We start from the raw sequence: 25,314 nt of genomic DNA, 5'->3' as shown, positions 1-25,314 counted from the left end.
GGGCAACGAAAGGGCGGAAGGATCAAAGTGCGCGGGTGATCGCGCGGCGGAAATCGTCGATGTGCCGCTGCATCGCGGCGGCGGCGGCATCGGGGTCGTGGCGCTCGAGCGCGGCGAGGATGTCCTGGTGCTCGTCGTGGATGCGCACGCTGTGCCCGGCCTCCGAGAGCGTCAGGAACCAAAAGCGCGCCTGCTGTTCGTGCAGCCGGCGCAGCAGGTCGGCCAGCACGGTGTTGCGGGCGGCGGCCGAGATCGCGCTGTGAAAGCGCAGGTCCAGCGCCATCAGCGCGGGCACGTCGTGCACGGCCAGGAGCGCCGGGGCCTCGCCGAGCAGGTGGCGCATGGCGGCCAGTTCGGCGGGCCGGACCCGCTCGGCCGCCAGGCGCACGCACAGGGTCTCGTTGCAGGCGCGCACCTCGATCATGTCCAGCACCTCGTCCAGCGACAGCGGTGCCACCACGATGCCCTTGCGCGGCAGGATGGTCACCAGCCCTTCCATCTCCAGCCGGTGCAGCGCCTGGTGGATGGGGGTGCGGCCCAGGCCGAGCAAGGTGCCCAGCGCGCCCTCGTTGATCTGCGCGCCCGGCGCCAGCTCGCAGGCAATGATGCGGCGCTTGATGTCGGCGTAGGCCTGCTCGCGCAACTGGGCACCGCCGCCGGATGCGGCGGGAGGGGAGGGCTGGGGCAGAGCGGGCATCGGAGCGGGCGGGTGGGGCGGGCGAAGAATCAAATGATATATCAGTGAAATATCACAAAGAATCTTTGCCCATGGCCGATTTGCGCCGGCATGGCCGCGCCGCCGGGTGGGATGCTCGCAAAGCGCCATGCCGGCGTGCGACAAGGCTTCTAGAATCCGCCCATGATCTCCCGCGAACCCACCATCGAACGCCTGTCCGTCGCCCGCCGCCTGCTCCTGGAGCCTTTCGGCCTCGACGAAACCCATCTGGCGCGCGCGCTCGCCGACATCCGGGCCCATCAGGTGGACGATGCCGACCTGTATTTCCAGTACACGCGCAGCGAGGGCTGGAGCCTGGAAGAAGGCATCGTCAAGACGGGCTCTTTCAGCATCGACCAGGGCGTGGGCGTGCGTGCGGTGAGCGGCGAGAAGACGGCCTTCGCCTATTCCGACGACATCTCCGAAGCCTCCTTGCTCGATGCGGCACGCACCGTCCGGGCGATTTCTGCGGCCTCGCAGGAAAAGCGGGCGAAGATATCGCTCAAGAAAATCTCCGCCAGCCGCTCGCTCTATCCCGGCACCGATCCCATCGCTTCGCTGGACAGCACGGCCAAGGTGGCGCTGCTGGAAAAGGTGGAGCAGCAGGCCCGCGCCAGGGACCCGCGCGTGGCCCAGGTCATGGCGGGCCTGGCCAGCGAATACGACGTGGTGCTGGTGGCGCGCTCCGATGGCACGCTGGCCGCCGACGTGCGGCCGCTGGTGCGCCTGTCGGTCACCGTGATCGCCGAGCAGGCCGGCCGCCGCGAGGTGGGCTCGGCCGGCGGGGGCGGGCGCTTCGGCCTGGCCTATTTCGACGATGCGCAGATCACCCAGTACGTCAACGAGGCCGTGAACGCCGCCCTCGTCAATCTGGAGTCGCGCCCCGCGCCAGCGGGCGAGATGACCGTGGTGCTCGGCCCCGGGTGGCCCGGGGTGCTGCTGCACGAGGCCGTGGGCCACGGGCTGGAAGGCGACTTCAACCGCAAGGGCTCGAGTGCCTTCAGCGGGCGCATCGGCCAGCGCGTGGCGGCCAAGGGCGTGACGGTGCTGGACGACGGCACGCTGGCCGACCGCCGCGGTTCGCTCAACGTGGACGACGAAGGTCATGCCAGCCAGCGCAATGTGCTCATCGAGGACGGCATCCTCAAGGGCTACATCCAGGATTCGATGAACGCGCGCCTGTCGGGCGTGGCGCCCACCGGCAATGGGCGGCGCGAGAGCTACGCGCACATTCCCATGCCACGCATGACCAACACCTACATGCTGGGCGGCGACAAGGACCCGGCGGAGATCGTGGCGAGCATCAAGCGTGGCCTCTACGCCACCAACTTCGGCGGCGGCCAGGTGGACATCACCAGCGGAAAATTCGTGTTTTCGGCCAGCGAGGCGTACTGGGTCGAGAACGGCAAGATCCTGTATCCGGTGAAGGGCGCCACCATCGTCGGCAGCGGGCCGGAATCCCTCAAGAAGGTGACGCTGATCGGCAACGACATGGCGCTCGACAGCGGCGTCGGCACCTGCGGCAAGGAAGGCCAGAGCGTGCCAGTCGGCGTGGGCCAGCCCACGCTGCGCATCGACGGCCTGACGGTCGGCGGCACGGCCTGAGGCCCTGAGCGCGGCGGACCACCCAGGCGTGCAACCACCATGCCTGGCCCTTCGTCCAGCCAGCTACTGAACACCGTACAGTCGTCCGGCGATGTGAGCCGGCTGCTGCGCGAAGGCGTGGCCGATGAAGAATCCCGCCAGTTCCGCGACGCGCTGACCTCGCTGTCCGCGCTCATCGAAGATGCCGCGCACCTGCGCCGCGCGTGCGCTGACACTTCCGCCATTTTCTGGAGCCTGGAGCATCTCAAGCGTGCCGCGCGCGAGCACCAGTTCTTCCTGACCGGACTGGGCTCCGCCTGGCATGCGCTGTACGAGCTGGGGGCCTACCAGCAGGCCCTGAAGGATCTGCGCGATGCCATCGACCTCTGGCACCAGGCCCTGACCCGCCAAAGCCGCAGCGAGCCGGCCTGCTTCGATGCGTTCGAGCGCCTGGCGTGGCGCGCCTTGGGCGAGGCGATGCTGGTCATCGACATGTACGAGCAGGGCGGCGCGATGCTCAGCGAGCCCTCCCCGGAGCCTGTCTCCACCCGGCGCCCGCCCGTACTGGCGCGCCTGCGCCGCTGGTTCGCGGGGCGCAAGCCATGAAAGGCCGGCCCCCCGCTTGTGGCTGCACTGCAACGCGCCGGGGATGTTGCGCCGCAAAAATCGGTGTTACATTGCCACGGATGCAAGTGCGTAGCGCGTTTTATTTTTGGTTTTACTTCTCTGTCCCAGGCGGATGAGAGGTCAGCGCGCAACCACCCGAGCCCCCTCCTCTAGAAACCGCCGAAGCTGAAAAGCCCGGCGGTTTTTTGTTTTTCCGCTCCCCTTTTTTCCGATTCAACCCACGAGGACGCAACCATGACGGCCACTGCCAACCCCACCAGCGATGCCTGGTACCGCGACGTCGAGAAGACCAGCCAGACCGACGACGAACGTATCAAGGACATCACCGTGTTGCCCCCTCCAGAACATCTGATCCGCTTTTTCCCCATTCGGGGAACGGCGGTGGAATCCCTGATCACGCGCACGCGGCGCGGCATCCAGGACATCATGGCCGGCCGGGACGACCGGCTGCTGGTGGTGATCGGCCCCTGTTCCATCCACGACCCGGCCGCCGCGCTGGAGTATGCGCGGCGCCTGAAGGCGGTGCGCGAGCAGTACGCCGACACGCTGGAGATCGTGATGCGCGTGTACTTCGAGAAGCCCCGCACCACGGTGGGCTGGAAGGGCCTGATCAACGATCCGTATCTGGACGAGAGCTACCGCATCGACGAAGGCCTGCGCATCGCGCGCCAGCTGCTCATCGACATCAACCGCATGGGCGTGCCGGCCGGCAGCGAGTTCCTGGACGTGATCTCGCCCCAGTACATCGGCGACCTCATCAGCTGGGGCGCCATCGGCGCGCGCACCACCGAAAGCCAGGTGCACCGCGAACTGGCCTCGGGCCTGTCGGCGCCGATCGGCTTCAAGAACGGCACGGACGGCAACATCCGCATCGCCACCGACGCGATCCAGTCCGCCAGCCGCGGCCACCACTTCCTGTCGGTGCACAAGAACGGGCAGGTGGCCATCGTCAACACGCAGGGCAATCCCGACTGCCACGTGATCCTGCGCGGCGGCAAGGCGCCCAACTACGACGCGGCCAGCGTCGCCGCGGCCTGCCAGGACCTGGAGGCCGCGAAGCTGCCCGCCACGCTGATGGTGGATTGCAGCCATGCCAACAGCAGCAAGCAGCACGAAAAGCAGCGCGACGTGGCGCGCGATATCGGCGCGCAGATCGCGGGCGGCTCGCGCTGCGTGTTCGGCGTGATGATCGAGAGCCACCTGACCGCCGGCGCCCAGAAATTCACGCCGGGCAAGGACCAGCCGGGCGCCCTGGAGTACGGCAAGAGCATCACCGACGCCTGCCTGGGCTGGGACGACTCGCTGTCGGCGCTGGCCGATCTGTCGGCGGCCGTGGCCGCACGCCGCGCCCGCTGAAAAACAGGGGCCGGGGCGGCAGGCGTGCGGTGTAAGCTCGATGGCCCCACCGCGGGCATCGGCTTGCATGGCCGCCGTTGGCCTCACCTCAACCAGGAAAACAATCCATGCGCAGAGAAGTCTCGATCACCCTGGCGCCGGGCCAGGAATTCCGTTTCGATCTGGAAGGTTCGGAGCCTTTAAGCAATGAAGAGGCCCGCCGCTGGCTGGACGAGGCGTTCATCAGCCTGGAGTGCGAGCCCCTGCGGGCCAGCGGCAAGGTGCTGCTGGCCGACAAGGTTCTCACGGTGGCGCAGGCCGCCGGCGCCCCGTTGCTGGCCGACGCCCAATGGGGCCGGCAGTTCGCCGAAGCCGCCAGCGCCGCACTGGCCCGCCCGATCGTGCGGGTGGATGTCCCGGCCATGGCCGTGACGTATTGAAGAGGGGGCGGATGGCCGCCCTCGCTGCGCTATCAGCCGAATCGGCCTCCAGCGCATATTTATCTAGGGCGTTGCGCTATTAATTTGATAGCGAATCGATGAGCCTGCCATGGATGCCGCCGAAGCTCCCGTTGCTCATGCACACGATGTGATCGCCCGGCCGGGCCGCCTGGGCGATCTGCCCGATCAGCGTGCCGATGTCAGGCGCCGTCCGGGCCTTGTCGCCCAGCGGCGCCAGCACCTGGGCCGCGTCCCAGTCCAGGCCGGCGGTGTGGCAGAACGCCAGGTCGGCCGGCTCCAGCGCCCAGGGCAGCTGCGATTTCATGGTGCCCAGCTTCATGGTGTTGCTGCGCGGCTCGAACGCCGCGAGGATGCGGGCCTGCGGCCCCACGCTGCGGCGCAGGCCGTCCAGCGTGGTGCGCAGGGCGGTCGGGTGGTGGGCGAAATCGTCGTACACCGCAATGCCGCGTACGGTGCCGTGCAGTTCCATGCGCCGCTTCACGTTCTGGAACCGGGCCAGCGCGCGGCCGGCCTGCGCCGGTGCCACGCCCACGTGGTGGGCGGCGGCGATGGCGGCCATCGCATTCAACTGGTTGTGCACGCCGGTCAGCGCCCACTCCACGCGGGCCACGGCCCGGCCCTGGTAGAACACGTCGAAGGCGTGCGGCTCGCCCTGCGCCGTGAAGTCGCTCACCAGCGCGCCGAAGCTCGCCACCTCGCTCCAGCAACCGGCATGCAGCACGCGGGCCAGGCTTTCCTCCAGCCCGTTGAAAACCACGCGGCCCGAGGGCGGCACCGTGCGCACCAGGTGGTGGAACTGCCGCTCGATGGCCGGCAGGTCGTCGAAGATGTCCGCGTGGTCGAATTCCAGGTTGTTCAGCACCGCGGTGCGGGGGCGGTAGTGCACGAACTTGCTGCGCTTGTCGAAGAACGCGGTGTCGTATTCATCCGCCTCGATCACGAACACGGGCGCATCGCCCGCCACGCCCGGGCCTGCCACCGGCCGGCGCGCGGCGCCCAGCCGGGCCGACACGCCGAAATCGAGCGGCACGCCGCCCACCAGGAAGCCGGGCTGCAGGCCGGCGCATTCCAGAATCCAGGCCAGCATCGACGTGGTGGTCGTCTTGCCGTGGGTGCCCGCCACCGCCAGCACATGCCGGCCCTGCAGCACGTGCTCGGCAAGCCACTGGGGGCCGCTGGTGTAGGCGGCGCCCGCGTCGAGAATGGCCTCCATCAGGGGGAATTTCGGTGCGCCATCGGGCAGGCGCGCCCGGCTGACCACGTTGCCGATCACGAACACATCGGGCGCCAGCGCCAGCTGGTCCGCGCCATAGCCTTCGATCAGTTCGATCCCTAAGGCGCGCAACTGGTCGCTCATCGGGGGGTACACGCCGGCGTCGCAGCCGGTGACCTTGTGGCCCGCTTCGCGCGCCAATGCCGCCAGGCCCCCCATGAACGTGCCGCAGATGCCCAGAATGTGAATATGCATGGGCGCAGATTCTAAGGTTCCAGGCCTGCGGGGCCGCCCGCGCAGGTCCTTATTGCTTTTGTAGCTATATTTTCAATAGCGGCCACTGCGTCCATGGGTTCCATGCCCCTGCCGGACGCGGGCGCTTTCACAGGTCACGGGGCGGCATTGAGGCCACAATGCACGCTTACCTCTACCGAGCCGCCGCCATGCAAAACGCCCTCGCTACCGAGATCGCCAACGCCGCAGCCCGCATGGTCGTCGAAGAAGGACTGGAATGGGGGCCGGCCAAACGCCGGGCCGTTCGCCAGCTGGGCCTGCCCGCTCGCACGCCGCTGCCCGACAACGATCTGGTGGAAGACGCCGTGCGCGAATACATCGGCCTGTTCTGCGCCGACACCCAGCCCCAGGAACTGCTCGCGCTGCGCCAGCTGGCGCTGATCTGGATGGAACGCATGGAGACGTTTCGCCCCCACCTGGGCGGCGCGGTGTGGCATGGCACGGCGACCCGGCTGTCCGATATCTATCTGCAGCTGTTCTGCGACGATTGCAAATCCGCCGAGATCGCGCTGATCGATCACCATGTGGACTACGAGCCGCGCACCGTCACCGGTTTTCATGGGGAATCGGTCGAGGCGCTCAGCATTTCCAGCCATTCGCCGGTGCTGGGCGAGATGATCGGCGTGCACCTTTTGATCTATGACCTGGATGACCTGCGCGGCGCATTGCGCCCGGATGCGCGGGGCCGGGTGCCGCGCGGAGACATTCGTGCCGTGCGCAAGCTGTTGGAGAGCTCCCCCGAATGAATGTATCGCCGCCCTCCGATCCGGGCACTCCTTTTTCGCGTGAAACGAATCCCGCCCGCCCGGGCGGGACGGCTGCCGCGCCCGGTGCTTTGCGCCGCAAGCTGCTGCTGTATGGCGGTGTCGCCGCTGCGGCGGGGCTGGGCGGGGCCGGGCTGGCCTGGTGGCGTTTTCAGCCGCATGCCGTGTTGTCGGGCGCCGAAGCGGCCCTTTGGTCCCAGCGGTTCGATGCGCCTACCGGCGGCGATCCCGTGGCGATGGAGCGTTTCCGTGGCAAGCCCCTGCTGGTGAACTTCTGGGCGACATGGTGCCCGCCGTGCGTGGATGAATTGCCGCTTCTGAATGCCTTCTATCGCGAACATGCGGCCAAAGGCTGGCAAGTGGTGGGGTTGGCGATCGATCAGCCATCGGCCGTGCGCAAATTCCTGGAACGCCTGCCACTCGATTTCCCGGTGGGTTTGGCAGGGCTTTCGGGCACCGAACTGGGTCGATCTCTGGGTAATCTCACAGGGGGGCTGCCGTTCAGCGTGCTGATCGGCGCAGATGGCAGCATCGTGCACCGTAAAATGGGCCAGGTCACCGCAGAAGACCTTCAGCAATGGTTCGCTCTGGGATAGCGGTCTGCAATCCACCGCGAAGATCAATGAATTTGCGCCCAAATACCGGCCATAGGTCGGATTTGGGGTAAATTCGCGCCCTATTTTGTTTTTGGCGTTGGAGTTCCCATGGATTTGCGAAAACTCAAGACCTTGATCGACCTCGTGTCCGAGTCGAATGTGTCAGAACTCGAGATCACCGAGGCAGAAGGCAAGGTCCGCATCGTCAAGAGCGGCGGTGCCGTGGTGCAGCAATATGTTGCAGCGCCCGCCCAGCAGGCCCCGGCGCCGGCCGCAGCCGCCCCGGTGGCGGAGTTGCCCGCGCCCGCAGCGCCCACCGGCCACATCGTGAAGTCCCCCATGGTGGGCACGTTCTACCGCGCCTCCAGCCCGGGCGCCAAGTCGTTCGTCGAGGTGGGCAGCCAGGTCAAGGAAGGCGAGACGATCTGCATCATCGAGGCCATGAAGATCCTCAACGAGATCGAAGCCGACAAGTCCGGCACCGTGACGCGCATCCTGGGGGAGAACGGCCAGGCGGTGGAATACGGGCAGCCGCTGTTCGTGATCGAATAAATTGCGCATGTCTCCCTCGGTCCTTGTCGGGCGTGCTGGCCTTGTTGCCGGCCGCCGGAGAACGTCCATGTTTCAGAAAATCCTCGTCGCCGGTGCCGGCCGTCTCGCCCTGCGCGAAGCCAAGCCAGCCGCACTCGCATGCGCCAGCGCATGGGTGATGAGCCGCGAAGAAACCTATGTTTAAGAAAATCCTCGTTGCCAATCGCGGCGAAATCGCATTGCGCATCCAGCGCGCCTGCCGTGAACTCGGCGTCAAGGCCGTCATGGTGTATTCCGAGGCGGATCGCGATGCCAAGTACGTGAAGCTGGCCGAAGAGGCGGTGTGCATCGGCCCCGCGCCTTCGCCACTGTCCTACCTCAGCATGCCCGCCATCATCTCGGCCGCCGAGGTGACCGATGCGGAGGCCATCCACCCCGGCTACGGCTTCCTGTCCGAGAACGCCGACTTCGCCGAGCGGGTGGAAAAGAGCGGCTTCCAGTTCATCGGCCCCACGCCCGAGTCGATCCGCATCATGGGGGACAAGGTGTCCGCCAAGCAGGCCATGATCCGCGCGGGCGTGCCCTGCGTGCCCGGCTCCGAAGGCGAGTTGCCGGAAGACCCCGTGCAGATCCGCCGCATCGCCAAGGCGGTGGGCTACCCCGTCATCATCAAGGCGGCGGGCGGCGGCGGCGGGCGCGGCATGCGCGTGGTGCACACCGAGGCGGCGCTCGTCAACGCGGTGCAGATGACCAAGGCCGAGGCCGGCGCGGCGTTCGGCAATCCGGCCGTGTACATGGAGAAGTTCCTCCAGAACCCGCGCCACATCGAGATCCAGATCCTGGCGGACAAGCACCGCAACGCGGTCTATCTGGGCGAGCGCGACTGCTCCATGCAGCGCCGCCACCAGAAGGTGATCGAAGAGGCGCCGGCACCGGGCATCCCCCGCAAGCTGATCGAGAAGATCGGCGAGCGCTGCGTGGCCGCCTGCAAGAAGATCGGCTACCGCGGCGCGGGCACGTTCGAATTCCTGTACGAAAACGGCGAGTTCTACTTCATCGAGATGAACACCCGCGTGCAGGTGGAGCATCCGGTGACCGAGTGGATCACGGGCGTGGACATCGTGAAGACGCAGATCATGGTCGCCGCTGGCGAGAAGCTGCCCTTCACCCAGCGCCAGATCGAGATCCGCGGCCATGCCATCGAGTGCCGCGTGAACGCCGAAGACCCGTACAAGTTCATCCCCTCGCCAGGCCGAATCACCATGTGGCATGCACCGGGCGGCCCGGGCGTGCGCGTGGACTCGCATGCCTACACCAACTACTACGTGCCTCCGAACTACGACTCGATGATCGGCAAGATCATCGTGCACGGCGACACGCGCGAGCAGGCCCTGGCCCGGATGCGCACGGCGCTGTCCGAGACGGTGATCGAAGGCATCAACACCAACGTGCCGCTGCACCGCGAGCTGATGGTGGACGCCAAGTTCGTTGCGGGCGGCACCAACATCCATTACCTGGAAGAGTGGCTCTCGCAGCACAAGCGCTGAGATCGCCGCGCGTGGCCGTTTTGCATGCTGGCACCTGGCAACGGGTGCCAGCATTTTCGTTTTCTCCCGGAGGTCTCCCATGTTTGAGCTGAGCCTGATGTGCCCCGAAGACCGGGTCGAGTCTCTGAGCGATGCGCTCGATGCGCTGCAGGCGCTGAGCGTCTCGGTCGAAGATGCCGACGCGCAGACCGATGCCGAGCAGGCGCTGTTCGGCGAGCCCGGCATGCCGCCGCCCAAGGACGGCTGGCAGCGCAGCCGCGTGGTGGCACTGTTCCAGAACGAAGCCGAAGCGCAGGAGGCGCGTGCCTTGCTGGAGGTGCAGGACTTCTTCGAGGGGTGCCGCGTGCTGGGCTTGGCCACCGTGCCCGAGCAGGACTGGGTGCGCCTCACGCAATCGCAGTTCGCGCCGGTGGACATCACGCCGGATTTCTGGATCGTTCCGACCTGGCATGAACTGCCGGCCCAGGCCACGCGCAGCATCCGGCTCGACCCGGGCCTGGCGTTCGGCACCGGCACGCACCCCACCACGCGCATGTGCCTGCGGTGGATCGCGGCGAACGGAGCGCCGCGCGGCGCCAGCGGCAACCCGTTGGGCCGCGTGCTCGACTATGGCTGCGGCTCCGGCATCCTGGCCATCGGTGCCGCCAAGTTCGGCGCGACGGACGTCGATGCCGTGGACATCGACCCGGCGGCGGTGGAGTCCACGCGACTGAACGCCGAAGCCAACGGCGTGGCGCTGAAGGCGGGCCTGCCCGACCAGGCCAGCGGCGCCTACCAGACCGTGCTGGCCAACATCCTCGCCACGCCCCTCAAGGTGCTGGCGCCGCTGCTGTGCGCGCATGTGGCGTCCGGCGGCCATCTGGTGCTGGCCGGCATCCTGGAGCGCCAGGCCGACGAGCTGAAAGAGGCCTATGCGCCGTGGCTGCCCTTGGAGGTGGCGGATGCGCAGGAGGGGTGGATCCTGATGGTGGCGGCGCGTTGATGGGCAGGGCCGTGCCGCCGTTCAGGCCGGCAGGGCGCACACCTACAATCTCGAGCCGATGAGCCAGATCACACGCTGCCCCGCCTGCGGCACGACCTTCAAGGTCGTCGCGGACCAGTTGCGCATCTCCGATGGATGGGTGCGTTGCGGGCAGTGCAAGGAAGTCTTCGATGCCGCCGCCCACCTGGTGCGATCGGCTTCGCAGGACCTGCTGCCGGAGATGGCCATTCCCGAGGGCCCGCGCCCGGCCATGCGGCCGCCGGCGCCCGCCGTGCGGGCCTGGGGTGGCGGCAATGCCGGCGTGCCCAAAGCCGCTTCTTCTTCGACGCTGGCAGGGCCGCCTGCGCCGGGCCCCGCCCCGGCCCTGGTGCCTGCGCCATCGCAGCCGGCGCAGCCATCGCCGCAGGCCTTCCCCGAATCTCAGGCGAACCCGCTGTCGCTGGACGATACCTTGCCCGCACCGCTGCAGGTGCCGGAAGCGCCGCCGGTGCCCAGCTACCTCACGGCGCGGCCGTTGGCCTCGCCTGGCGTGGAGCCACCCGCCGATTGGCGCCTGGAGCCGGCGTCTCCGCTGGTTTGGCGAACCCGGTCGAGCGCGACGGACTCCCCCGCAGGATTGTCAAAGCCCGCGCCACCGCCATCGGGATGGGAGTTGCCAGGACCGGCCTCCATCGCCGAGCGGCCGGCCCCGGCGGTAACGCCCGCTCCTGCATCCACGAAAGATGATGAGGCGAAGGCGGCCAACGGAATACCTCCACCGGAGCCCATGGGCTACGAGCTGCCCTTCGCGGAGTTGCGCGATTCCGAGTGGCCCGACGATCTGGAAGACGGGCCGCAGCAAGCCGCCACCTCCGATGCGCCGGACGGCCATGTGCGGCAGCCTTCGACCGACGATGCCATCGCCAAGGCGGTGGCCATGGACATGGCCCTGGAAGCCATCGAGGCCGATACCGACCCGGTGGCCATCGCCACCCAGGCGGGCGGCGGGCTGGAGGGATGGGCTCCGCTGCCGGCAGGAGCGGCCGCCGCGTCCGCTGCTGCCATGGCCGGCGTGCAACGCCCCGTTCAAGGCTTGCCCGCGCATGTCCACGCAGAGGACGATGACGAAGAAGAGGGCATGCATGCCACGGCGGCCGATGAGCCGGGCTTCATGCGCGCCGCGCGCCGCAAGGCGTTCTGGCGCAAGCCGGCCGTGCGCGCCGGCATGGCGCTGATGCTGCTCGCACTGGCCGCGGGCCTGGCGCTGCAGATGGCGGTGCAGGAGCGCGACCGGCTGGCGTCGCAGTATCCGGACGCGCGGCCCGCGCTCCAGGCGCTGTGCGTGCCGCTGCAATGCACCATCGCGGCCCCACGCCGCATCGCCGATGTGGTGATCGACAGCTCTTCCTTCAACAAGGGGCGGGGCGATTCCTACCAACTGGGCCTGTCCATCAAGAGCCGCGCCGGCTTTGCCGTGGCCATGCCGTCGGTGGAACTCACGCTGACCGACACGCAGGACCGGCCGGTGCTGCGCCGCGTGCTGCAACCCCAGGACCTGGGGGCGCCGGTGGAAATCGCGCCGGGCGGCGAATGGAGCGGCACCTTGCCCGTGGTGGTGGTCACGGGCGGTGCGCGCGTGTCCGGCTACCGTGTGATTGCTTTCTATCCCTGATCTCCCGATCTGATCTTTTCTTCTTAACCGGATCTGTTATGGCTGCCTTGATTTGCGGTTCTCTGGCGTTCGACACCATCATGACTTTCGAGGGCCGCTTCGCCGAGCAGATACTGCCGGACCAGTTGCACATCCTGAACGTCTCCTTCCTCGTGCCCTCCCTGCGCCGCGATTTCGGCGGCTGCGCGGGCAACATCGCCTACAGCCTGAAGCTGCTGGGCGGTGATCCCGTTCCCATGGCCATGCTGGGCAGCGACGGTGCCAGCTATCTGGAGCGCCTTGGCAGCCTGGCCATCGACACGCGCCATGTGGGGCAGGTGGACGATCTCTACACGGCCCAGGCGATGATCATGACGGACCGCGACAACAACCAGATCACGGCCTTCCACCCCGGCGCCATGATGCAGGCCCACCGCACGCGCATCGTGGCCGAGCCCGATCTGCGCCTGGCCATCATCGCGCCCGACGGTCGCGATGCCATGCTGCAGCACGCCTCGCAACTGGCCGGGGCAGGCATTCCGTTCGTGTTCGATCCGGGCCAGGGCCTGCCCATGTTCAACGGGCAGGAACTGGGGCAGTTCATCGAACAGGCCACCTGGATCACCGTGAACGACTACGAAGGCCGGATGCTGTGCGAGCGCACGGGGTGGAGCCTGGCGGAAATCTCCCGCAAGGTCGAAGGCCTCATCGTCACGCTGGGTGCCGAAGGCTGCGACGTGTGGGAAAACGGCGAGCGCACCCATGTGCCGGTCGCGGCGCCGGCCGAGGTGGTCGATCCCACCGGCTGCGGGGACGCCTGGCGGGGCGCGCTGCTGTTCGGCCTGGAGCGCGGCTGGCCGCTGGTCCGGTGCGCGGAGCTGGGCAACCGCATGGGCGCGCTCAAGATCGCGCAGCGCGGCCCGCAGAACTACGTGCTCGATTTTCGCCCCGAATAATCGACGGCCTGATGCCCGCCTGAAGCACGAAGTGGGCGCGGCCCGGACATAAAAAACCCGGTGCAGGGCACCGGGTTGGCGGGGTTTCCCGAGGGGCTGGGCCTTACGGCTTGCCACCCGTAGGGAAGGGCCAGGCTGCCTGGGGGTTCAGCGTGGTCTGGGCTGCAGGCGCGGGCGCAGGGGCCTTGGCGGCTTTCTTGGGCGCGGCGGCCTTCTTGGCGGCCGGTGCTGCGGCAGGTTTCTTGGCAGCGGGAGCCGCCGAGGTCTTCTTCGCCGAAGCCACGACCTTCTTGGTCGCGGTGGCAGGCTTTGCGCTGGCCTTCTTGGCGGCCGGTGCAGCCGCAGCCTTCTTGGCAGGCGCTGCCGACGACTTCTTCACCGCCGTTGCCTTCTTTGCTGGCGCTGCGGCTTTCTTTGCCGGAGCGGCGGCCTTCTTGGCCGGTGCAGCTGCCTTCTTCGCAGCCGTTACCTTCTTGGCGGGGGCGGCGGCCTTTTTGGCAGGCGCTGCCTTCTTCGCTGGAGCTGCAGCCTTCTTGGCCGGTGCAGCTGCCTTCTTCGCAGCCGTTACCTTCTTGGCGGGGGCGGCGGCTTTCTTGGCAGGCGCTGCCTTCTTTGCCGGAGCGGCGGCCTTCTTCGCTACCACGGCCTTCTTGGCGGGGGCGGCGGCTTTCTTCGCAGGTGCAGCCTTCTTGGCGGCGGTCTTTTTCGCAGTTGCCATCATTTTCTCCTTGGGTCAATTTGCAAAGAGCACTCCACGCCTGCATTGGACATGGAGCGATCCATGGGGATGGGAAACGTCCCACCGCCATGAACACGGTAACGTCCCGCGCGGCAGTGCTTTACAGCGCTGCCGGTGCGGGACGTGGAATGAAAATGCATGGCCTGGAATGTGTCGGGAGGCTAATCCCAGGACAGTGCACCGCCGGACTGGTACTCGATGACGCGGGTCTCGAAGAAGTTGCGCTCCTTCTTGAGGTCGATCATCTCGCTCATCCAGGGGAAGGGGTTTTCTTCGTTGGGGAACAGCGCTTCGAGCCCGATTTGCGTGGCACGGCGGTTGGCGATGTAGCGCAGGTAGCCCTTGAACATGGAGGCGTTCATGCCCAGCACGCCGCGCGGCATGGTGTCTTCGGCGTACTGGTATTCGAGTTCGACGGCCTTCATGAACAGGGCGTTGATCTCTTCCTTGAACTCCGCGGTCCACAGGTGCGGGTTCTCCAGCTTGAGCTGGTTGATCAGGTCGATGCCGAAGTTGCAGTGCATCGACTCGTCGCGCAGGATGTACTGGTACTGCTCGGCCGCGCCGGTCATCTTGTTCTGGCGGCCGAGGGCCAGGATCTGCGTGAAGCCGACGTAGAAGAACAGGCCTTCCATCAGGCAGGCGAAGACGATCAGCGACTTGAGCAGTGTCTGGTCGGTCTCGGGCGTGCCGGTCTTGAAGTTGGGGTCCATGATCGCCTCGATGAAAGGGATCAGGAATTCGTCCTTGTTGCGGATGGATGCGACTTCGTTGTACGCGTTGAAGATCTCGCTCTCGTCGAGGCCGAGCGATTCGACGATGTACTGGTAGGCGTGCGTGTGGATCGCTTCCTCGAAGGCCTGGCGCAGCAGGAACTGGCGGCATTCGGGCGCGGTGATGTGGCGGTACGTGCCCAGCACGATGTTGTTGGCGGCCAGCGAGTCGGCGGTCACGAAGAAGCCGAGGTTGCGCTTGATGATGCGGCGCTCGTCTTCGGTCAGGCCGTTCGGGTCTTTCCACAACGCGATGTCGCGCGTCATGTTCACCTCTTGCGGCATCCAGTGGTTGGCGCAGGTGGCGAGGTACTTTTCCCAGGCCCACTTGTACTTGAAGGGCACCAGCTGATTGACGTCGGTCTGGCCGTTGATGATGCGCTTGTCGGCGGCATTCACGCGGCGGTGCACGGTGGCGGCAGGCGGTTCCGATGGTGCAGGCGCACTGCTGGCGGACAGGCTTGGAGCGGGCACTGCGGCAGCTTGCGAAGGCGCGGGAGTCGACTCCTCCAGGCGGTTGTTTTGCAGACCGCCGTCCAAGAGTTTCTGCGATGAGGGCTTGACTTCTTCGTCCCAGGTCAGCATAGGTTTTCCAATGGTCGGATTATGAAAGCAGCGCTGCAAAATTAAAAGCGCTGGAGCGTGATGCAGCCATGTTTTTGTTGCTTCACTGCACATGCGCGGCACCCCGATCGATCGGGTGCCGCGCATGGCGTGCGCATCACTGGCAGGCTTCGCAGGTCGGGTCGTCGATCGCGCAGAACTTCACATCGGTCGCGGGCAGTGCCGCGGCCTGTGCCTGCGCTGCGGCCGCAGCGGCTTCGAGCGCGCTGGGCTTGGCCGCGGCCTGTGCGCCGCCGCCGTCGGTGCCCGACGAAACGGCATTGAGCTGGCGCGTGTTCACGGTGCTCATCTCGACGTGCGTGGCGCTTTGCGTGCGCAGGTAATACGTGGTCTTGAGGCCGCGCACCCAGGCGAGCTTGTAGGTGTCGTCGAGCTTCTTGCCCGATGCGCCGGCCATGTAGATGTTCAGGCTCTGTGCCTGGTCGATCCACTTCTGGCGGCGCGATGCCGCTTCGACGAGCCACGACGGCTCGACTTCGAAGGCGGTGGAGTACAGCGCCTTGACGTCTTGCGGCACGCGGTCGATGGAATGCAGCGAGCCCTTGAAGTGCTTGAGGTCCATGACCATCACGTCGTCCCACAGGCCCAGTCGCTTGAGGTCGCGCACCAGGTAGCTGTTGATGACGGTGAACTCGCCCGACAGGTTCGACTTGACCGACAGGTTGCCGAACGAGGGCTCGATGGACGCATCGACGCCGACGATGTTGGAGATGGTGGCCGTGGGCGCGATGGCCACGCAGTTGGAGTTGCGCATGCCGTCTTGCGCGATCTTGTTGCGCAGCGCGTTCCAGTCGAGCGACGAAGAGCGATCGACTTCCACGAAGCCGCCACGGGCTTTTTCCAGCAGATCGAGCGTGTCGAACGGCAGGATGCCGCGGTCCCACAGCGAGCCCTTGTAGCTTTCGTAGTGGCCGCGTTCCTTGGCCAGTTCGGTGGAAGCCCAGTAGGCGTAGTAGCAGATGGCTTCCATGGATTGGTCGGCGAATTCGACCGCGGCCTGCGATGCGTAGGGAATGCGCAGTTCGTACAGGCTGTCCTGGAAGGCCATGATGCCCAGGCCCACGGGACGGTGGCGCATGTTGGAGACGCGGGCCTTTTCCACGGCGTAGTAGTTGATGTCGATCACGTTGTCGAGCATGCGCATGGCCGTGGAGATGGTCTTGCGCAGCTTGACGTGGTCGAGTTCGCGGCCGTTCGGGCCGTCCTTCAGATGGCGCATCAGGTTGACCGAGCCGAGGTTGCAGACCGCGGTTTCGGTGTCGCTGGTGTTCAGCGTGATCTCGGTGCACAGGTTGGACGAGTGCACCACGCCGGCGTGCTGCTGGGGCGAGCGCACGTTGCAGGCATCCTTGAACGTGATCCAGGGATGGCCGGTCTCGAACAGCATGGTGAGGATCTTGCGCCACAGGTCGGTGGCCTGCAGGGTGCGCGAAGGCCGGATCTCGCCGCGCGCGGCCTTCTCTTCATAGGCCACGTAGGCCTTTTCGAAGTCGGAGCCGAACAGGTCGTGCAGGTCGGGCACGTTGGAGGGCGAGAACAGGGTCCAGGTGCCCTTTTCCATCACGCGGCGCATGAACAGGTCGGGAATCCAATTGGCCGTGTTCATGTCGTGCGTGCGGCGGCGGTCGTCGCCGGTGTTCTTGCGCAGTTCCAGGAACTCCTCGATGTCCAGATGCCAGGTTTCGAGGTAAGTGCAGACGGCGCCCTTGCGCTTGCCGCCCTGGTTCACCGCCACGGCCGTGTCGTTCACCACCTTGAGGAACGGCACCACGCCCTGCGATTCGCCGTTGGTGCCCTTGATGTGCGAACCCAGTGCGCGCACGCGGGTCCAGTCGTTGCCCAGGCCGCCGGCGAACTTGGACAGCAGCGCGTTTTCCTTGATCGACTCGTAGATGCCGTCCAGGTCGTCCGGCACGGTGGTGAGATAGCACGACGACAGCTGCGAGCGCAGCGTGCCGCTGTTGAACAGCGTGGGGGTGCTGGACATGAAGTCGAACGACGAGAGCACCTCGTAGAACTCGATGGCGCGGGCTTCGCGGTTGTCTTCCTTGAGCGCCAGGCCCATGGCCACGCGCATGAAGAATGCCTGGGGCAGTTCGATGCGGCTCTTGCGCACGTGCAGGAAGTAGCGGTCGTACAGCGTTTGCAGGCCCAGGTAGTCGAACTGCTGGTCGCGCTCGAACTTCAGTGCGGCGCCGAGCTTTTGCAGGTCGTATTCGAGCAGGCGGGGGTCCAGCAGGTCGTTGTCCACGCCCTTCTGGATGAACACGGGGAAGTAGTTCGCGTAGGCGGCGCTCATTTCGCCGGGTGCCACGTCGCGGCCCAGCACCTCGCGCACGATGGTATGCAGCAGCAGGCGCGCGGTGGCGTAGGTGTAGTCGGGGTCTTTTTCGATCAGCGTGCGGGCAGCCAGGATGGATGCCTTGTACACCTCGTCCATGGGCACGCCGTCGTACAGGTTGCGCATGGTTTCGGCCACGATGGGCGCGGCCTGAATGTCTGCGCCCAGGTTGGAGCAGGCGGCCTGGATGAGGCTCAGCATGCGGGCTTCGTCGAGCGGCACGCGCTGGCCATGGTCGATCACGTGCAGCGTGGGCACGGCGGGGGTGCGCTGCTCTTGCTGGTGGGCGCGCTCTTGCGAGCGGCGTTCGCGGTACAGCACATAGGCGCGGGCGACTTCGTGGTGGCCACCGCGCATCAGGCCCAGCTCGACCTGGTCCTGGACGTCTTCGATATGGAAGGTGCCGCCGCCCGGGCGCGAGCGCATGAGGGCGCGCACCACGTTCTGGGTCAGCGTGTCCACGACTTCGCGCACGCTGGCCGATGCGGCACCCTGGGTGCCGTGCACTGCAAGAAACGCCTTCATCAATGCCACTGCGATCTTCTGCGGCTCGAACGGCACGACCGCGCCATTGCGGCGAATGATCTGGTAGTGCGTCAGTAGGTCGCTACCGGGCTGCGCCGCCGGCGATTCGTCCGTGGCCGTGGTGTGCCCGGGTGCATTCGTGATGGATGAAGGGTTTAGCGCAGCTTGCATGAAAGGTCCTTTGGGAGCTGTCGGAAAAGGCGAAGTTGGCGGGCCGAAAAGGCGGCGCCAAAACGAAAAATGGGTGGGGGTTGAGTGCTGCCCCGCACGCTATATCTAGGGTGTGCAATGGTAGCAAGACACTACCGGTAGTGTACAGCGCCCTTTGGCCTCTGTTTTGAAAACGGGCTTTTCCATGGCCCGGAAGCCACTCGGATGCCACTGCCGAGAGGCCGTGTGGGTGCGGTTTCAAGCAAAAAAACGTGGTCCGGCGCAGCGTGCCGGCCGTTTCCACTTCAAAAGCCGCGCGGGCGTTGCCTCTGCTGTTTCGGCGGCAGGGGGCCGAGTGTCGCGGTTTGGCACCGAGCGTGCCGAAGATGGGGGAAAACCCTGAATTATCGGGGCGCCTGAGTTGACTTTTGCGGAAACGCCGCAGATGGCCATTGCAGGTCCGCCTGCAGCCGCCGCCAGTCGAATCCTGGCCCCGGGTCCTGCTTGCGGCCCGGGGCCACATCTTCGTGGCCCGCCACGTGGGCAATCGGGTAACGCGACGGCAGGTGAGCGCAGAGCCGGTTCAGCGTGGCGTATTGGGCGGGCTCGAAGGTCTGGCCCTCCAGCCCTTCAAGTTCGATGCCGATCGAGTCATCGTTGCAATTGGCGCGGCCCCGGTAGCTCGAAGGTCCGGCGTGCCATGCCCGCTGGTCGCAGTCCACGAACTGCCAGAGCCGCCCGTCCCGCTCGATGAAGAAATGGGCCGACACCTGCAGCCCGCGGATGCCGGCGTAATAAGGGTGCGCATCCCAGTCGAGGGCATTGGTGAAGAGCCGTTGCACCTGCCCGCCGCCGTATTCGCCAGGGGGCAGGCTGATCGAGTGCACCACGATGAGATCGATGGCCGCATGGGCCGGGCGCGGCCCGAAGTTGGGCGAGGGCTCGCGTGTAGCGTCCCGGTACCAGCCGCCGTTCCAGACATCCCCTTCGCCCGCTTCCGGTTTTGGCACCGGACCGGGGCGCGGGGCCTCATTCGCTGTCGTCATTCGCGTCGCTGTCGTTGGGCGCGGCAATGTCCAGGCGGGCGATGCGGTAGCGGATCTGCCGCAGGCTGATGCCCAGCCGCGCCGCGGTGGCGGTGCGGTTGAAGCCGGTCTCCCGCAAGGCGCGCACCAGGATCTCGCGCTCCTGCTGGTCCAGCCAGGCCTGCAGGTCGCTGGGCAGAGGAACGGTGGCGGCCGGATTGGCGTTGCGCGGCGCGGTGGCGCCGGGTGGCTCCGTTCCTTGGGCAGCATGCCCGGCCGCCGCGTCGGCGCGCGCGGCATTGGAGGCCGAAACGTGCGGAGGCTCCACATGCAGTTCTTCCCCATCGCTCAAGGCGACGGCGCGGTGCAGCAGGTTTTCCAGCTCGCGCACATTGCCGGTCAGCGGGTGCATGGCAATGCGGTCGAGTGCGTTCTGCGTGAGGGGCGGCACGGGTGCGCCGGATTCCTGCGCGATGCGGGCCAGCAGCGTGGCGCACAGGGCGGGCAGATCTTCGCGGCGTTCGCGCAGCGGCGGAATGACCACCTCGATCACGTTGAGACGGTAATACAGATCCTGGCGGAACCGGCCGGACTGCACATCGGCCGCGAGGTCCCGGTGGGTGGCGCTGACGATGCGCACGTCCACGGTTTCTTCACCCGTGGAGCCCAGCGCCCGCACGCTGCGTTCCTGGATGGCGCGCAGCAGCTTGGACTGCATGGCCAGCGGCAGATCGCCGATTTCGTCCAGGAACAGCGTGCCGCCGCGCGCCGCCTGGAAGTAGCCATCGCGGTCCTGCGTGGCGCCGGTGTAGGAGCCCTTGCGCGCGCCGAAGAATTCGGCTTCGAGCAGATTTTCGGGAATGGCGCCGCAGTTGACGGCGACCAGCGGTCCCTCCGCGCGCTGGCTGCTGGCGTGCAGTGCACGGGCCACCAATTCCTTGCCGGTGCCGGATTCGCCGCGGATGAGCACCGGCGCCATGCTGCGTGCCACCTTGGCGATGCGTTGCTTGACGTTGCGCATGGCCTCCGACTCGCCTACCAGCCGGTCCAGGGACAGCGTGGTGCCGGCAGCGGTTTCCTGGGGGGCGCGCGGTGCGTTGCCGGGGCGTGCCGACCGAGGCGGAGGCACCCCCCCGGTGCCCTGGATCGCTGAAGCGACGACCGAGCGGAACAGTTTCAGGTCCACCGGCTTGGTGAGGTAATCGAACGCGCCCGATCGCAGCGCCTCCACCGCGTTCTCGGCGGAGCCATAGGCGGTCATCACCACGCAGCGCTCGCGCCGCTGCTGGTCGCGCAGCTCGTGCAGCAACTCCATGCCGAAGCCGTCCGGCAGGCGCATGTCGGTGATCACGGCATCGAACTTCCGGTCCTGCAACTGCTGACGGGCCTCCTGCAGGTTGGCTGCCGTCTCGACCCGGTAGCCTTCGCGCAGCAGCGTCAGCTCGTACAGGGTGCGCAGGTCGGGTTCGTCATCGACGACGAGGATCGTGGCGGCGTTGGCGTTCATGGACAGGTGCGTGCGGGGTCAGACGACGATTGTGTCAAACAGCGTGGTGTTCGGCTCCTGCGGCCGGGCGTTCTTGCGGAACACGACCGTGAACGCATTGCCGCCGACCGCGCCGCGCGGCAGGGAGCGGGTGAGGCGCTGGTAACCGATCGACGCACCGTGCCGCTGGCAAAGCTCGCGGCAGATATAAAGGCCCAGCCCGCTGGAGCGGCTTTCCGAGGAAAAGAAGGGCTCGAACAGATGGCGTTCCACGGTCTTGTCCAGCGGCGCGCCGTCGCTCCACACCTGCAGCCCCACCGTGCCGGCCGCGCTGACGTAGGTGGCCACGTAGAGCGAATCGGGCTCGCCGCCCATGTAGCGCAGCGCGTTGTCGAGCAAATTGACGAGCACGCGGCGCAGGTGTTCGGCATCGAACTCCACGGGGGCGCGGCCCGCCTCCAGCGCGAGCTGGGCCCGGCGCTTTCCCGGGTCCTGCGCCTGCCAGTCGCCCCAGACCTGCGCGACCGCGTCGCACAGCACCACGGTGGAGGCCGGCGCGTGGCTGATCTGGTGCTGCACCCGGGCGATGTCCAGCACCTCCTCGGCGATGCGGGCCAGCCGCTCGGCGTTCTGCTGCACCATGTGGGCCAGGCGCTTCTGGCCGGGCTCGTGCAGTTCTTCTTCCAGCAGGGCGTTGGCTTGCATGATGGCCGCGAGCGGGTTGCGGATCTCATGGGCCACGGCGGCCGACATGCGGCCCATTGACGCGAGCTTTTCGGTGCGCAGGCGCGCCTCCATCTCGCGCAGGTCGTGCAGGAACATCACGCACAGGTGCTCGCCCCCGGTCTCGCGCGCGATCTCCTGCGACGAAGTGAGCCAGGCCCGCACATGCAGCGCCAGCGGGCTTTGCCCTGGGTGCAGCACGTCCACGTCGGCGCTTTGCGGCTGGCCTTTCTGAAAGGTTTGCCGCGCCATCGCCAGCAACGGCTTCCAGGGCGAGGAATGGGCCATGGAGAACGGCAGCGCGTGGCGGGCATTGGTGCCCAGCAGCCGCAGTGCGGCGGGGTTGGCGATGCGCACGGTGTCGCGCTGGTCCAGCACCAGCACGCCGTCCGACAGGTTGTGGATGACCAGGGCGCTCACCTGCTCCTGCACCTTGGCCGCCATCTGGCTGGCCTGGGCCAGCTGCTGCTCCCGGTTCAGGCGCGAGGCGAGCTGATGCACCAGATAGGCGACGATGAAGTAGCCCGTGCCGGTGAGGGCCGTCTGGAAATAGCGCTGCGTGGCGTCCGAGCCGCCGCTGCTGCCCAGCCACCAGGCCCATGCCAGCAGCAGCAGCGTCACGGCCGCGGTCGTGCCCAGGGCCAGGGTCAGCGTGCCCAGCACGCCGGCCATCAGGATGGGCAGCCCGAACAGGGGCGTGAAGTTCATGGAGCCCACGTGCAGGATCTGCAACGTGCTGATCAAGGCGAGGTCCACGCCGATCGAGAACACCCACTGCAGCCAAGAATGGGGTCCGGGCGGTGCATTGCCGGCCAGCACCAGCAGCAGCACGGTGGCCACCAGGTAGCCGGCACAGATGCCCAGCAGCAGGGGTTCGTAGGACTGGTTCAGCGCCACGCCCAGGCCCTGCAGCAGCAGCAGGGCGGCCGCCACCATGATGCGGCCCGACAGGAAGCTGCCCCACAGCCGGGCGAACGGGGCGTCGGCGGAGAGCAGGGCGCTGGCGCGTTTCAGGGCCGGCACGGGAAAAAGCCTTTCACGCCGGCCCTTGGCGCTGGTGCTCGGGGCTGCAGTAGCTCGGGCCGCTGTCGGTCAGCGCCTCGGACCGGGGAATGTGCACGCCGCACCGGGCGCAGCTCACCATGGCCTGCGGCAAGGCGGGGCGTGCCGCGGCGGGCGGTGGCATCTCCCGGCGCCGCTGGTTGCGCCACACGCCGAACGCGATGACCAGCACCGCCAGCAGGACGAGGTACTTCATGCGGCGCGTCCCAGGACCACTTCGAGCACGAAGCGCGAGCCCACGTAGGCCAGCAGCAGCAGGCCCGCGCCGGCATACAGCACGCGCACGGCGCTGCGCCCGCGCCAGCCGAAGCGCGTGCGCCCGATCAGCAGCACCGCGAACGTGATCCACGACAGGACCGAGAACACCGTCTTGTGCTCCCAGTTCCAGGCCCGGCCGTACAGCGTTTCGCCGAACAGCCAGCCGGCCACCAGCGTGGCGGTGAGGAGCACGAAGCCCGCCATCACGAAGCGGAACGTGAGGCGCTCCAGGGTGAGCAAGGGAATGCCGCTGTGCGGGTCCGCGGCCTGGCGGATCTTGCGCTCCGCGCGGGTCATGAGCCAGGCGTGGACCACGGCGGCGGCGAACAGCCCGTAGGACGCGATGCCCAGCGCCAGGTGCAGCGGCAGCCACGCGGATGCGTTCACGTGCAGGGGCTGCCCCGGAAACAGCAGCGCGAGCAGCACCGCCACGGAGCCCAGGGCGCCCAGCATCCAGCGGGCCTGGAGTTCGGGAAACATCTGGCGTTCGACGGCGTACACCGTGAGGACCAGCCACGCCGTCATCGACAGGGCGGGCGCGAAACCGAAGTGCGGCGTGCTGCCGAGCAGGCTGTAGGCCAGCACCGCCGCGTGCAGCCCCCAGGCGACCCAGAGCGCGGTGCGGCCCGTTTTGCCGCCGAACCGCGCGGCGGCCACGGCAGGGGCGGCGTAAGCCATCGCCGCGGACAAGGCCAGCAGCCAGCTGACGGGAGACGCACTGGGTAAAATCATGGACTCACAGTTTAGCCCTTCGCCCGCCCCTGGCGGACCTGCCTGCGGTACCAGCCGCCCAGGCGCCAAGGGCACTTCCGGAACATTCCTATGGCCTCCGCCCTTACCGAAAAACTCACGCGACTCGTCAAGGAGATGCGCGGCCAGGCCCGCATCACCGAATCCAACGTCCAGGACATGCTGCGCGAAGTGCGCATGGCGCTGCTGGAGGCCGACGTGGCCTTGCCGGTGGTGCGCGACTTCATCGCCCGCGTGAAGGAAAAGGCCCTGGGCCAGGAGGTGCTGGGCTCCCTGAAGCCCGGGCAGACGCTGGTGTCCATCGTGAACCGCGAGCTGGCCGCCACCATGGGCGAGGGCATCGCCGACATCAATCTGGCGGCCCAGCCGCCCGCGGTGATCCTGATGGCCGGCCTGCAGGGCGCGGGCAAGACCACCACCACCGCCAAGCTGGCCAAGCACCTGATCGAAAAGCGCAAGAAGAAAGTGCTCACCGTGTCAGGCGACGTGTACCGGCCCGCCGCCATCGAGCAGCTCAAGACCGTGACGGCGCAGGCCGGCGCCGAGTGGTTCCCGAGCTCGGCCGACCAAAAGCCCCTGGACATCGCCCGCGCGGCCATCGACTACGCCAAGCGGCATTACTTCGACGTGCTGCTGGTGGACACGGCCGGTCGCCTGGCCATCGACGAAGCCTTGATGAACGAAATCAAGGAGTTGCACGCGGTGCTGAACCCGGTCGAGACGCTGTTCGTCGTCGATGCCATGCAGGGGCAGGACGCCATCAACACCGCCCGCGCCTTCAAGGAAGCGCTGCCGCTCACCGGCATCGTGCTGACCAAGCTCGACGGCGACTCGCGCGGCGGTGCGGCGCTGTCGGTGCGCCAGGTGACCGGTGCGCCCATCAAGTTCGCCGGGGTGTCCGAGAAGATCGACGGGCTGGAGGTGTTCGATGCCGAGCGCCACGCCGGCCGCATCCTGGGCATGGGCGACATCGTCGCGCTGGTCGAGCAGGTGAGCGCGGGCGTGGACATGGAGGCGGCGCAAAAGCTCGCGGCCAAGGTCAAGAGCGGCGACGGATTCGACCTGAACGACTTCCTGTCGCAGCTGCAGCAGATGAAGCAGATGGGCGGCCTGTCCAGCCTCATGGACAAGCTGCCGGCCCAGTTCACCGCCAAGGCCGGCCAGGTGGACATGGACAAGGCCGAGAAGGACATCCGCCGCAAGGAAGGCATCATCCAGAGCATGACCCCGCTCGAGCGCCGCAAGCCCGAGCTGATCAAGGCCACGCGCAAGAAGCGCATCGCCGCCGGCTCCGGCGTGCACGTGCAGGAGGTGAACCGCCTGCTGAACGAGTTCGATCAGATGCAGGGCATGATGAAGAAGATGAAGGGCGGCGGCCTCATGAAGATGATGAAGCGCATGGGCGGCATGAAGGGCCTGGGCGGCGGCGGGATGCCCAAGCTGCCGTTCTGACCGGAGCCCCGACGCCCGCTGTGCCGGGCAGATCGCAGGCATCGCTGTGGCATTTGCTATAAAAAGTATAGCTACATGCCCTAGCCAATCATGCGCTAGAGCCCTGAAAGACTTCAAACTCTCACGGCATGTGCAGCCCCTTGCGCATGGCTCTGGCCTGTGGGCCTGACC

General features: G+C 67.1%; 22 protein-coding genes. 12 read left to right on the top strand and 10 right to left on the bottom strand.

Features of this window, described 5'->3' with window-relative positions:
- Nucleotides 1–22: 22 nt before the first annotated feature.
- Nucleotides 23–697 carry a GntR family transcriptional regulator gene (locus tag M5C98_RS19950; RefSeq protein WP_272549170.1) on the bottom strand — a complete coding sequence of 225 codons (675 nt, stop codon included), beginning with the start codon at nt 695–697 and terminating at the stop codon, nt 23–25.
- A gap of 162 nt (nt 698–859) precedes the next feature.
- Between M5C98_RS19950 and tldD the strand changes: the two genes are divergently transcribed.
- From tldD to M5C98_RS19930, 4 genes are all read left to right on the top strand, one after another.
- Entirely contained in the window at nt 860–2,320 is a 1,461-nt protein-coding gene (gene tldD, locus M5C98_RS19945) for a metalloprotease TldD (protein WP_272549169.1), read from the top strand.
- Between the two features lie 39 nt (nt 2,321–2,359).
- Nucleotides 2,360–2,905 carry a hypothetical protein gene (locus M5C98_RS19940; protein ID WP_272549168.1) on the top strand — a complete coding sequence of 182 codons (546 nt, stop codon included), beginning with the start codon at nt 2,360–2,362 and terminating at the stop codon, nt 2,903–2,905.
- A 255-nt stretch (nt 2,906–3,160) separates the two neighbouring features.
- Nucleotides 3,161–4,282, top strand: a complete 1,122-nt coding sequence (locus tag M5C98_RS19935; RefSeq protein ID WP_272549167.1) for a 3-deoxy-7-phosphoheptulonate synthase — start codon at nt 3,161–3,163, stop codon at nt 4,280–4,282.
- A gap of 107 nt (nt 4,283–4,389) precedes the next feature.
- Entirely contained in the window at nt 4,390–4,701 is a 312-nt protein-coding gene (locus tag M5C98_RS19930) for a hypothetical protein (protein ID WP_272549166.1), read from the top strand.
- 79 nt (nt 4,702–4,780) lie between these two features.
- Here the strand turns inward: M5C98_RS19930 and mpl are convergent, their stop codons facing one another.
- The gene (mpl, locus tag M5C98_RS19925) at nt 4,781–6,190 is read right to left on the bottom strand and encodes a UDP-N-acetylmuramate:L-alanyl-gamma-D-glutamyl-meso-diaminopimelate ligase (RefSeq protein ID WP_272549165.1); all 1,410 of its coding nucleotides are present in this window, start codon (nt 6,188–6,190) and stop codon (nt 4,781–4,783) included.
- Nucleotides 6,191–6,378: 188 nt separating this feature from the next.
- Between mpl and M5C98_RS19920 the strand changes: the two genes are divergently transcribed.
- The 7 genes from M5C98_RS19920 (at nt 6,379) to M5C98_RS19890 (ending at nt 13,235) form a co-directional block, all read left to right on the top strand.
- Nucleotides 6,379–6,975, top strand: a complete 597-nt coding sequence (locus tag M5C98_RS19920; RefSeq protein WP_272549164.1) for a hypothetical protein — start codon at nt 6,379–6,381, stop codon at nt 6,973–6,975.
- Complete coding sequence (locus tag M5C98_RS19915) at nt 6,972–7,589, top strand: TlpA family protein disulfide reductase (protein ID WP_272549163.1); 618 nt, start codon at nt 6,972–6,974, stop codon at nt 7,587–7,589. The genes M5C98_RS19920 and M5C98_RS19915 overlap by 4 nt, the downstream gene beginning before the upstream one ends.
- 108 nt (nt 7,590–7,697) lie before the next feature.
- On the top strand, nt 7,698–8,141 hold the full coding sequence (gene accB, locus M5C98_RS19910; protein ID WP_272549162.1) for an acetyl-CoA carboxylase biotin carboxyl carrier protein: 444 nt from the start codon (nt 7,698–7,700) through the stop codon (nt 8,139–8,141).
- A 176-nt stretch (nt 8,142–8,317) separates the two neighbouring features.
- Complete coding sequence (gene accC / locus M5C98_RS19905) at nt 8,318–9,667, top strand: acetyl-CoA carboxylase biotin carboxylase subunit (protein WP_272549161.1); 1,350 nt, start codon at nt 8,318–8,320, stop codon at nt 9,665–9,667.
- 79 nt (nt 9,668–9,746) lie between these two features.
- Entirely contained in the window at nt 9,747–10,649 is a 903-nt protein-coding gene (prmA, locus tag M5C98_RS19900; RefSeq protein WP_272549160.1) for a 50S ribosomal protein L11 methyltransferase, read from the top strand.
- 58 nt (nt 10,650–10,707) lie between these two features.
- Entirely contained in the window at nt 10,708–12,300 is a 1,593-nt protein-coding gene (locus M5C98_RS19895; RefSeq protein WP_272549159.1) for a DUF3426 domain-containing protein, read from the top strand.
- A gap of 38 nt (nt 12,301–12,338) precedes the next feature.
- Nucleotides 12,339–13,235, top strand: a complete 897-nt coding sequence (locus M5C98_RS19890) for a carbohydrate kinase family protein (protein ID WP_272549158.1) — start codon at nt 12,339–12,341, stop codon at nt 13,233–13,235.
- 103 nt (nt 13,236–13,338) lie between these two features.
- Here M5C98_RS19890 and M5C98_RS19885 read toward each other — a convergent pair whose 3' ends face one another.
- From M5C98_RS19885 to M5C98_RS19850, 8 genes are all read right to left on the bottom strand, one after another.
- On the bottom strand, nt 13,339–13,953 hold the full coding sequence (locus M5C98_RS19885; RefSeq protein WP_272549157.1) for a histone: 615 nt from the start codon (nt 13,951–13,953) through the stop codon (nt 13,339–13,341).
- 182 nt (nt 13,954–14,135) lie between these two features.
- Nucleotides 14,136–15,332 (bottom strand): ribonucleotide-diphosphate reductase subunit beta, encoded by a 1,197-nt coding sequence (locus tag M5C98_RS19880; RefSeq protein WP_272549156.1) that lies wholly within the window; start codon nt 15,330–15,332, stop codon nt 14,136–14,138.
- A gap of 136 nt (nt 15,333–15,468) precedes the next feature.
- Nucleotides 15,469–18,408 carry a ribonucleoside-diphosphate reductase subunit alpha gene (locus M5C98_RS19875; protein ID WP_272549155.1) on the bottom strand — a complete coding sequence of 980 codons (2,940 nt, stop codon included), beginning with the start codon at nt 18,406–18,408 and terminating at the stop codon, nt 15,469–15,471.
- 383 nt (nt 18,409–18,791) lie between these two features.
- Entirely contained in the window at nt 18,792–19,433 is a 642-nt protein-coding gene (gene ampD, locus M5C98_RS19870; protein ID WP_272549154.1) for a 1,6-anhydro-N-acetylmuramyl-L-alanine amidase AmpD, read from the bottom strand.
- Nucleotides 19,417–20,919 carry a sigma-54-dependent transcriptional regulator gene (locus M5C98_RS19865; RefSeq protein WP_272549153.1) on the bottom strand — a complete coding sequence of 501 codons (1,503 nt, stop codon included), beginning with the start codon at nt 20,917–20,919 and terminating at the stop codon, nt 19,417–19,419. Before M5C98_RS19865 ends, ampD begins: the two co-directional genes overlap by 17 nt.
- Nucleotides 20,920–20,937: 18 nt before the next feature.
- Nucleotides 20,938–22,644: a two-component system sensor histidine kinase NtrB gene (locus tag M5C98_RS19860; protein ID WP_272549152.1), complete on the bottom strand. Its 1,707-nt coding sequence runs from the start codon at nt 22,642–22,644 to the stop codon at nt 20,938–20,940.
- A gap of 13 nt (nt 22,645–22,657) precedes the next feature.
- The gene (locus tag M5C98_RS19855) at nt 22,658–22,879 is read right to left on the bottom strand and encodes a PP0621 family protein (protein WP_272549151.1); all 222 of its coding nucleotides are present in this window, start codon (nt 22,877–22,879) and stop codon (nt 22,658–22,660) included.
- Nucleotides 22,876–23,673: a cytochrome C assembly family protein gene (locus M5C98_RS19850; RefSeq protein ID WP_272549150.1), complete on the bottom strand. Its 798-nt coding sequence runs from the start codon at nt 23,671–23,673 to the stop codon at nt 22,876–22,878. The genes M5C98_RS19855 and M5C98_RS19850 overlap by 4 nt, the downstream gene beginning before the upstream one ends.
- Before the next feature lie 90 nt (nt 23,674–23,763).
- Between M5C98_RS19850 and ffh the strand changes: the two genes are divergently transcribed.
- A complete protein-coding gene (gene ffh / locus M5C98_RS19845) occupies nt 23,764–25,143 on the top strand; it encodes a signal recognition particle protein (RefSeq protein ID WP_272549149.1) in 1,380 nt (459 codons plus the stop codon).
- Nucleotides 25,144–25,314: the final 171 nt, after the last annotated feature.

The sequence above is a fragment of the Acidovorax sp. NCPPB 3576 genome (assembly GCF_028473605.1).
Lineage (GTDB): Bacteria > Pseudomonadota > Gammaproteobacteria > Burkholderiales > Burkholderiaceae_C > Paracidovorax.
The sequence above is the reverse complement of the archived record's forward strand: the minus strand, read 5'-3'. Positions and strand labels throughout refer to the sequence as shown.

Coding starts and splice junctions, on each gene's coding strand:
- M5C98_RS19950 (WP_272549170.1), bottom strand. CDS start 697: ATGCCCGCTCTGCCCCAGCCCTCCCCTCCCGCCGCATCCGGCGGCGGT.
- tldD (WP_272549169.1), top strand. CDS start 860: ATGATCTCCCGCGAACCCACCATCGAACGCCTGTCCGTCGCCCGCCGC.
- M5C98_RS19940 (WP_272549168.1), top strand. CDS start 2,360: ATGCCTGGCCCTTCGTCCAGCCAGCTACTGAACACCGTACAGTCGTCC.
- M5C98_RS19935 (WP_272549167.1), top strand. CDS start 3,161: ATGACGGCCACTGCCAACCCCACCAGCGATGCCTGGTACCGCGACGTC.
- M5C98_RS19930 (WP_272549166.1), top strand. CDS start 4,390: ATGCGCAGAGAAGTCTCGATCACCCTGGCGCCGGGCCAGGAATTCCGT.
- mpl (WP_272549165.1), bottom strand. CDS start 6,190: ATGCATATTCACATTCTGGGCATCTGCGGCACGTTCATGGGGGGCCTG.
- M5C98_RS19920 (WP_272549164.1), top strand. CDS start 6,379: ATGCAAAACGCCCTCGCTACCGAGATCGCCAACGCCGCAGCCCGCATG.
- M5C98_RS19915 (WP_272549163.1), top strand. CDS start 6,972: ATGAATGTATCGCCGCCCTCCGATCCGGGCACTCCTTTTTCGCGTGAA.
- accB (WP_272549162.1), top strand. CDS start 7,698: ATGGATTTGCGAAAACTCAAGACCTTGATCGACCTCGTGTCCGAGTCG.
- accC (WP_272549161.1), top strand. CDS start 8,318: ATGTTTAAGAAAATCCTCGTTGCCAATCGCGGCGAAATCGCATTGCGC.
- prmA (WP_272549160.1), top strand. CDS start 9,747: ATGTTTGAGCTGAGCCTGATGTGCCCCGAAGACCGGGTCGAGTCTCTG.
- M5C98_RS19895 (WP_272549159.1), top strand. CDS start 10,708: ATGAGCCAGATCACACGCTGCCCCGCCTGCGGCACGACCTTCAAGGTC.
- M5C98_RS19890 (WP_272549158.1), top strand. CDS start 12,339: ATGGCTGCCTTGATTTGCGGTTCTCTGGCGTTCGACACCATCATGACT.
- M5C98_RS19885 (WP_272549157.1), bottom strand. CDS start 13,953: ATGGCAACTGCGAAAAAGACCGCCGCCAAGAAGGCTGCACCTGCGAAG.
- M5C98_RS19880 (WP_272549156.1), bottom strand. CDS start 15,332: ATGCTGACCTGGGACGAAGAAGTCAAGCCCTCATCGCAGAAACTCTTG.
- M5C98_RS19875 (WP_272549155.1), bottom strand. CDS start 18,408: ATGCAAGCTGCGCTAAACCCTTCATCCATCACGAATGCACCCGGGCAC.
- ampD (WP_272549154.1), bottom strand. CDS start 19,433: ATGACGACAGCGAATGAGGCCCCGCGCCCCGGTCCGGTGCCAAAACCG.
- M5C98_RS19865 (WP_272549153.1), bottom strand. CDS start 20,919: ATGAACGCCAACGCCGCCACGATCCTCGTCGTCGATGACGAACCCGAC.
- M5C98_RS19855 (WP_272549151.1), bottom strand. CDS start 22,879: ATGAAGTACCTCGTCCTGCTGGCGGTGCTGGTCATCGCGTTCGGCGTG.
- M5C98_RS19850 (WP_272549150.1), bottom strand. CDS start 23,673: ATGATTTTACCCAGTGCGTCTCCCGTCAGCTGGCTGCTGGCCTTGTCC.
- ffh (WP_272549149.1), top strand. CDS start 23,764: ATGGCCTCCGCCCTTACCGAAAAACTCACGCGACTCGTCAAGGAGATG.